This is a genomic window from Wenxinia marina DSM 24838 (genome assembly GCF_000379485.1).
Taxonomy (GTDB): domain Bacteria; phylum Pseudomonadota; class Alphaproteobacteria; order Rhodobacterales; family Rhodobacteraceae; genus Wenxinia; species Wenxinia marina.
This window is the reverse complement of sequence record NZ_KB902290.1, coordinates 61,452-67,467: the sequence shown is the minus strand read 5'-3', so window position 1 is coordinate 67,467 and position 6,016 is coordinate 61,452. Positions and strand designations below refer to the sequence as shown.

6 protein-coding genes and 1 pseudogene are annotated in these 6,016 nt (G+C 73.0%); 6 read left to right on the top strand and 1 reads right to left on the bottom strand.

Annotated elements, in window-relative coordinates; translation table 11 throughout:
- The 4 genes and pseudogenes from A37W_RS0111255 to A37W_RS0111240 all read left to right on the top strand — a co-directional run.
- Positions 1-216 (top strand): annotated as a pseudogene (locus tag A37W_RS0111255) (hypothetical protein); the annotation flags it as partial.
- Positions 217-465: 249 nt separating this feature from the next.
- Positions 466-849, top strand: coding sequence for a DnaJ family domain-containing protein (locus tag A37W_RS21565; RefSeq protein WP_229666061.1), 384 nt, complete (start codon positions 466-468; stop codon positions 847-849).
- Between the two features lie 101 nt (positions 850-950).
- The gene (locus A37W_RS0111245; RefSeq protein ID WP_026198439.1) at positions 951-2,072 is read left to right on the top strand and encodes a pyridoxal phosphate-dependent aminotransferase; all 1,122 of its coding nucleotides are present in this window, start codon (positions 951-953) and stop codon (positions 2,070-2,072) included.
- 52 nt (positions 2,073-2,124) lie between these two features.
- The gene (locus tag A37W_RS0111240; protein ID WP_018303137.1) at positions 2,125-2,310 is read left to right on the top strand and encodes a hypothetical protein; all 186 of its coding nucleotides are present in this window, start codon (positions 2,125-2,127) and stop codon (positions 2,308-2,310) included.
- A 1-nt stretch (position 2,311) separates the two neighbouring features.
- Here the strand turns inward: A37W_RS0111240 and A37W_RS0111235 are convergent, their stop codons facing one another.
- Positions 2,312-3,487, bottom strand: coding sequence for a pyridoxal-phosphate-dependent aminotransferase family protein (locus A37W_RS0111235; protein ID WP_018303136.1), 1,176 nt, complete (start codon positions 3,485-3,487; stop codon positions 2,312-2,314).
- 113 nt (positions 3,488-3,600) lie between these two features.
- Between A37W_RS0111235 and A37W_RS0111230 the strand changes: the two genes are divergently transcribed.
- Positions 3,601-4,248 (top strand): dual specificity protein phosphatase family protein, encoded by a 648-nt coding sequence (locus tag A37W_RS0111230; protein WP_018303135.1) that lies wholly within the window; start codon positions 3,601-3,603, stop codon positions 4,246-4,248.
- Positions 4,245-6,002, top strand: a complete 1,758-nt coding sequence (locus tag A37W_RS0111225) for an ABC transporter ATP-binding protein (protein WP_018303134.1) — start codon at positions 4,245-4,247, stop codon at positions 6,000-6,002. Before A37W_RS0111230 ends, A37W_RS0111225 begins: the two co-directional genes overlap by 4 nt.
- The last annotated feature ends 14 nt before the right edge of the window (positions 6,003-6,016 follow it).

Below are 6,016 nucleotides of genomic sequence, written 5' to 3'. Positions count from 1 at the left end.
AGGATCGCCGGCGGCCGACCGGTGATCCGCTCGCTGCTCTACCTCGCCGGCCTGCAGGCCTCGCGCCGGGACCCTGCCTTCGCCGCCTTCCGCGCCCGCCTCGAGGCCGCCGGAAAGCGTCCCAAGCAGGCCATCATCGCCGTCGCACGCAAGCTCCTCACCGTCCTCAACGCCATGCTCCGCGACGCCAAGGACTACGCGACAGCCAACCCCTGAGGTTACAGTTGCCGGCTGAAGACCGGGACGGACGCCGCCCAGCAACCCAGGAGACCCCGCCCCGGGCTTGACCCGGGGCCGCCCTACGAGACCGATCGAGTTCCCGGCTCAAGGCCGGGACGAGAGGCGCGGGGAAGTGTCGCCGCGCCGCAGAGGGCCGGAAGGGCAATCCCCCCCCTGCCGTGCGGCCGTGCCGCATTGCCGGAGGCACTCCTGGACCCCACATTCATTGTGTCGAGGAAAACGCCCATGACCCGCGCCATCAACGAGCTCGTCGAACGCCAGATCCGGAAGGCGGAGGCCGGGGGGCAGTTCCGCAACCTGCCCGGCGCAGGCAAGCCGTTGCCCGAAAGGCCCGGACAGGGTGCCGGCGACATCGTCGAGGAGGTGGGCTTCCGCATCATGGCCGAGGCCGGCGTGCTACCGCCCGAGATCGCGATCCGCAAGGAGATCGCGGCTCACAAGGACCACATGGCGATCCCGCCGAGCGCAAGGCCGCGATGGCCGGGCTGGCGCAGTTGGAGCTGCGGCACGCGCTCGCCATGGACTCCCGCCGCAAGTTCATGCGTGGCTGACCTCGCATCGGCGACCGGCCCCGGCCCGGCCGGTCCGGACCCGGCCGGCTCCGCCTGACCTGCCTCCCGACTGGAGAAGGCCTGTACCTCCACATGGCGCGCCGCGGAACCCGCGCGCCGCCCCTTGACCCGCCCCCGCCCGCCGCCCTTCATGCGGCCATGTCCGATCCCCGCCTGACACCGCTCGCCGCCTCGCTGCCCGCCAAGGTCCCGTTCGTCGGCCCCGAGGCGCAGGAGCGCACCCGCGGCCGCCGCTTCGCCGCCCGCCTCGGCGCGAACGAGAGCGTCTTCGGCCCCTCCCCCCGCGCCGTGCAGGCGATGGCGGACGCGGCGCGGGACACCTGGATGTACGGCGACCCCGAGAGCCACGACCTGCGCCATGCGCTCGCCGCGCATCACCGCATCCGCCCCGCGAACGTCATGGTCGGCCCCGGCATCGACGGCCTGCTCGGCCTGACGGTGCGGCTCTATTGCGGCCCCGGCACGCCGGTCGTCAGCTCGGCCGGCGCCTATCCGACCTTCGACTACCACGTCGCCGGCTTCGGCGCGGCGATGCACAAGGTGCCGTACCGCGAGGATGCCGAGGACCCCGAGGCGCTGATCGCGACGGCGGCGGAGGTCGGCGCGCGGCTGATCTACATCGCCAACCCCGACAACCCGATGGGTACGTGGCACGACGCGGCCACAGTCTCGCGGATGATCGACGCGGTGCCGGACGGCGCGCTCCTCCTCCTCGACGAGGCCTATGTCGAGTTCGCGCCCGAGGGCATGGCGCCGCCGATCGACCCGGACGATCCGCGGGTGCTGCGCTTCCGCACCTTTTCCAAGGCCTACGGCCTCGCCGGGGCGCGGGTCGGCTACGTCATCGGGGCGGCGGAGCAGATCACGGCCTACGACAAGGTCCGCGACCATTTCGGGATGAGCCGGGTGAGCCAGGCCGGCGCCCTCGCCGCGCTCGCCGATGCGGAGTGGCTGGCGCATGTGCAGGCCGAGGTGGCCGCCACGCGCGAGCGGATCGCCGCCATCGGCCGCGCCTGCGGACTGACGCCCCTGCCGTCCGCCACGAACTTCGTCACGCTCGACTGCGGCGCCGACGGCGCGTTCGCGCGGGCGGTGCTGGCGGCGCTGACCGAGCGGGACGTCTTCGTCCGCAAGCCGTTCGCCCCGCCCGAGGATCGCTGCATCCGCATCAGCTGCGGCACGCCCGCCGACCTGGACCTGCTGGAGCGGGCGCTGCCGGAGGCCCTGGCGGCGGCGCGGGAGGGCGCGGCGGCGACGTGAATTGGACCGCCCGGGCGCTAGATCGCGGGCGGAAAGGCGCGAGGGCGACAGGATGGACGAGCGCACACCGCCGGGCCGGGTTCCGGACTACACTGCGGCCTTCCTCGCCACGACCGGGGTGATCCTCTTCATGGCCTTCCTCACGCTGGCCGCGGTCGCGGGGTTCGTCTGGGTCCTGCTGACCGCGGCGATGTGCGAAGCGGGCGTCCGGCTCCGCTCGCTCCGCATGCGGCGCTGACCTAGCCGGCCAGCGACCGCGCCGCCGCCTCGAGCGCCCCCGCGCCGTGGGGGACCTGCAGAGCGGTCAGGCCGGCCTCGATCGTCGACAGGGCGCCGAGGATCATCGGCGGGTTCACGTGACCCATGTGGCCGATGCGGAACCAGGCGGTGGTCGGCTCCCGCCCCAGCCCGATGCCGAGGATCAGCCCTGCATTGTCCTCGCACCACGCCCGCAGGCGATCGGCGACCTCTCCCCCCGCGAAGCACGAGGTGACGGCCCAGCTGCGATGCTCGGGATCGGCGACGTTGAGGCGCAGCGGCCCGCCCTCGCTCCACCGCTCGAACGCGGCCCAGACGGCGCCCGCGTGGGCGCGGTGGCGGGCCCAGACGTTCTCGATCCCCTCCTCGCCGATCATGTCGAGGGCGGCGCGCAGGCCGTAGATGTGATGCGTCGGCGCGGTGCCGCAGAAATACTGGTAATAGGCCTCGGTCTCGGTCCGCGGCCGCCAGTCCCAGTAGCGGGTGACCCGCTTCATCGCCCGCCGCACCTCGGCCGCGCGGTCGTTGAAGAAGACGAAGGTCAGGCCCGGCGGCGTCATCAGCCCCTTCTGGCAGGCCGTGACCATCACGTCGGCGCCCCACTCGTCCATCTCGAACCGGTCGCAGCCGAGAGAGGCGATGCAGTCCACCATGAGGAGCGCGGGGTGCCCCGCGCGGTCCATCGCGGCGCGGATCGCGGCGACGTCGGAGCGGACGGAGGTCGCGGTGTCCACGTGAACGGCCAGCACCGCCTTGATCCGGTGGCCGCCGTCGGCCGTCAGCCGCTCTTCCACCTTCGCCGGGTCCACCGGCGCGGTCTGGCCGAAATCCATCACCTCGACATCGGCGCCGAGGCCGCGGGCGCAATCGCCCCAGCCGTGGCCGAAGCGGCCGGTGACGAGGACCAGCACCGTCTCGCCCTCGGCGACCACGTTGGACAGCGCGGCCTCCCACCCCGCATGGCCGTTGCCGATGTAGATCGCGGCATGGCCCGAGGTGCGGGCGACGGCCTTGAGGTCGGGGATGATGCTGTCCGTGATCTCGTGCAGCTCGCCGGTATAGATGTTGGGCGCCGGCCGATGCATCGCCTGCAGCACGCGATCGGGAATGACGGAGGGGCCGGGAATGGCGAGGTAGGGGCGGCCGTGGGAGAGCATGGGAAAGGTCCGGGTGGATGCGTCGGCGCGACCCTAGCCGGCGCCACGGCGAGGTCAACGCGCCCCGGCCCGCCGCCTTGCCCCGCGCGGCGTTTTCCCGCAAGGGAACGCGCATGAGCCCCGCCCCTCCCAAGGCGGCGCCAGAGGCGCCGACGCTGATCGACCGCATCCGCTTCCAGCTGCGCGACTATGCGGTCCTGCGGCTGTTCTGGCACAATTTCGGCCGGGTCTCCGACGGCGTCTACCGCAGCAACCACCCGACCCTGCCGCGCCTGCGCCGATACCTCCGCGACCACGGCATCAGGTCCGTGGTGAACCTGCGGGGCCCGCACGAGAGCGATCCCTACTACCGGATGCTGCGCCACGCCTGCGCCGAGGCCGGCCTCACGCTGCACGACGTGAAGCTGCTGCCGCGCGCCGCGGCCAGCCGCGCGCAGATCCTGCAGGTGATCGAGACGTTCCGGCAGGTGGAGAAGCCGTTCCTGATGCACTGCAAGTCCGGCGCCGACCGCGCCGGCATGGCGGCGGCGCTGTACCGCCTCGCCATCGACGGCGCGACGGTCGAGGAGGCGCGCCGCGAGCTGTCGTTGCGCTACCTGCACATCCGGCGAGCCTCGACCGGGATCCTCGACCATATCCTGGACGTCTACGCGGCCCGGCTGGCCGACAAGGGGCCAATCGGCATCGAGGAGTGGATACGGACCGAGTACGACCCCCAGGAGGTCACCCGCAGCTACCTCGCGACGCGGGGGCGGACGTGAGCGCGCAGCGGGAGACCGGCGGTCGGCTGTCCTCGCTCCTCGGCTGGCTGTGGCGCGACTACCTGCGCCGGCACAAGGGCCGCCTCGCCGCCGGCGCCGCGCTGATGGCGGTGGAGGGCGCGATGCTGGGCGTCCTCGCCCGGCTGGTGGAGCCGATGTTCGACCGCATCTTCGTCGGCGGCAACGCAGGCGCGCTGACGTGGGTCGCGGGCGCCGTCTTCGGCGTCTTCCTCGTCCGCGCGATCTGCTCGCTCGGCCAGCGGGTGCTGCTGACGCGGGTACGCGAGGTGGCGGCGGCGGACCTGCGGTCCGACCTGATGGGGCACCTGATGGTCCTCGACGTCGGCTGGCACCAGAGGAACCCGCCCGGCTACCTGGTGGAGCGGGTGCAGGGCGACGTGACCGCGATCAACGCGGTCTGGACGTCGATCATCACCGGCTTCGGCCGCGATCTGGTGTCCGTGATCGCACTCACCGCCGTCGCGCTCAGCGTCGACTGGCGCTGGACGCTCGTCGCCCTTCTCGGCATCCCGATCCTCGTGGTGCCGTCGCTGCTGGCGCAGGCCTACGTCCGCCGCCGCGCCCGCGCCGCGCGCGAGGTGGCGGGGCGGATGTCGGTGCGCCTCGACGAGGTGTTCCACGGCGTCGCACCGATCAAGCTGAACGCGCTCGAAGCCTATCAGGCCGCCCGCTTCCGCCGGCTGATGGACGAGCGTGTGTCGGTCGAGGTCAAGACCGCCCGCGGGCAGGCCGCGATCCCGGCGCTGATGGACATCATGTCCGGCCTCGGCGCCTTCGCCGTCCTGCTCTACGGCGGCAGCCAGATCCTCGCCGGCGGCAAGTCCCTCGGCGAGTTCCTCGCCTTCTTCACCGCGATGAGCCTGATGTTCGAGCCGCTCCGCCGTCTCGGCAACCTTTCCGGCCAGTGGCAGGCGGCGGCCGCGTCGATGGAGCGACTGCGCGCGATCCTGGACGAACGTCCCGGCCTCGCCACGCCCGCGGTGACGACGCCGGCGCCGGCCGGTGCGCCGGAGATCGTGCTGGACGACGTCACCGCCGCCTATGGCGACCTGACCGTGCTGCACGGCGCCACCTTCACCGCCCGGGCGGGCGAGACGACGGCGCTGGTCGGCCCTTCGGGCGCGGGCAAGAGCACGGTGTTCGGCCTCCTGACGCGGCTGGTGGACCCGGTGTCGGGCGAGGTGACGATCGGCGGCGTTCCCACCCGCCAGATGGCCCTGCCCGACCTGCGCGGCCTGTTCTCCGTCGTCACCCAGGACGCCCTCCTCTTCGACGAGAGCGTGCGCGACAACATCCTGCTCGGCCGCACCGACGTCAGTCCCGCGCGGCTGGAGGAGGTGCTGCAGGCGGCGCATGTCGCCGACTTCCTGCCGCAACTCGCGGGCGGCCTCGACGCGCCCGCCGGTCCCCGCGGCTCGGCCCTGTCGGGCGGCCAGCGGCAGCGCGTCGCCATTGCCCGGGCGCTCTTGCGGGACACGCCGATCCTGCTGCTGGACGAGGCGACGAGCGCCCTCGACAGCCGCTCGGAGGCGGTGGTGCAGGAGGCGCTGGACCGCCTCGCCGCCGGCCGGACGACGCTGGTCATCGCGCACCGCCTGTCGACGGTGCGGCGCGCGCACTCCATCGTGGTGATGGAGCGGGGGCGCGTCGTGCAGCAGGGCTCCCACGACGAGCTGATCGCGCGCGGCGGCGCCTATGCCGAGTTGCACCGGGCGCAGGCCGCCCCCACCTGACGGGCAACCAACAA

Coding starts and splice junctions, on each gene's coding strand:
- A37W_RS21565 (WP_229666061.1), top strand. CDS start 466: ATGACCCGCGCCATCAACGAGCTCGTCGAACGCCAGATCCGGAAGGCG.
- A37W_RS0111245 (WP_026198439.1), top strand. CDS start 951: ATGTCCGATCCCCGCCTGACACCGCTCGCCGCCTCGCTGCCCGCCAAG.
- A37W_RS0111240 (WP_018303137.1), top strand. CDS start 2,125: ATGGACGAGCGCACACCGCCGGGCCGGGTTCCGGACTACACTGCGGCC.
- A37W_RS0111235 (WP_018303136.1), bottom strand. CDS start 3,487: ATGCTCTCCCACGGCCGCCCCTACCTCGCCATTCCCGGCCCCTCCGTC.
- A37W_RS0111230 (WP_018303135.1), top strand. CDS start 3,601: ATGAGCCCCGCCCCTCCCAAGGCGGCGCCAGAGGCGCCGACGCTGATC.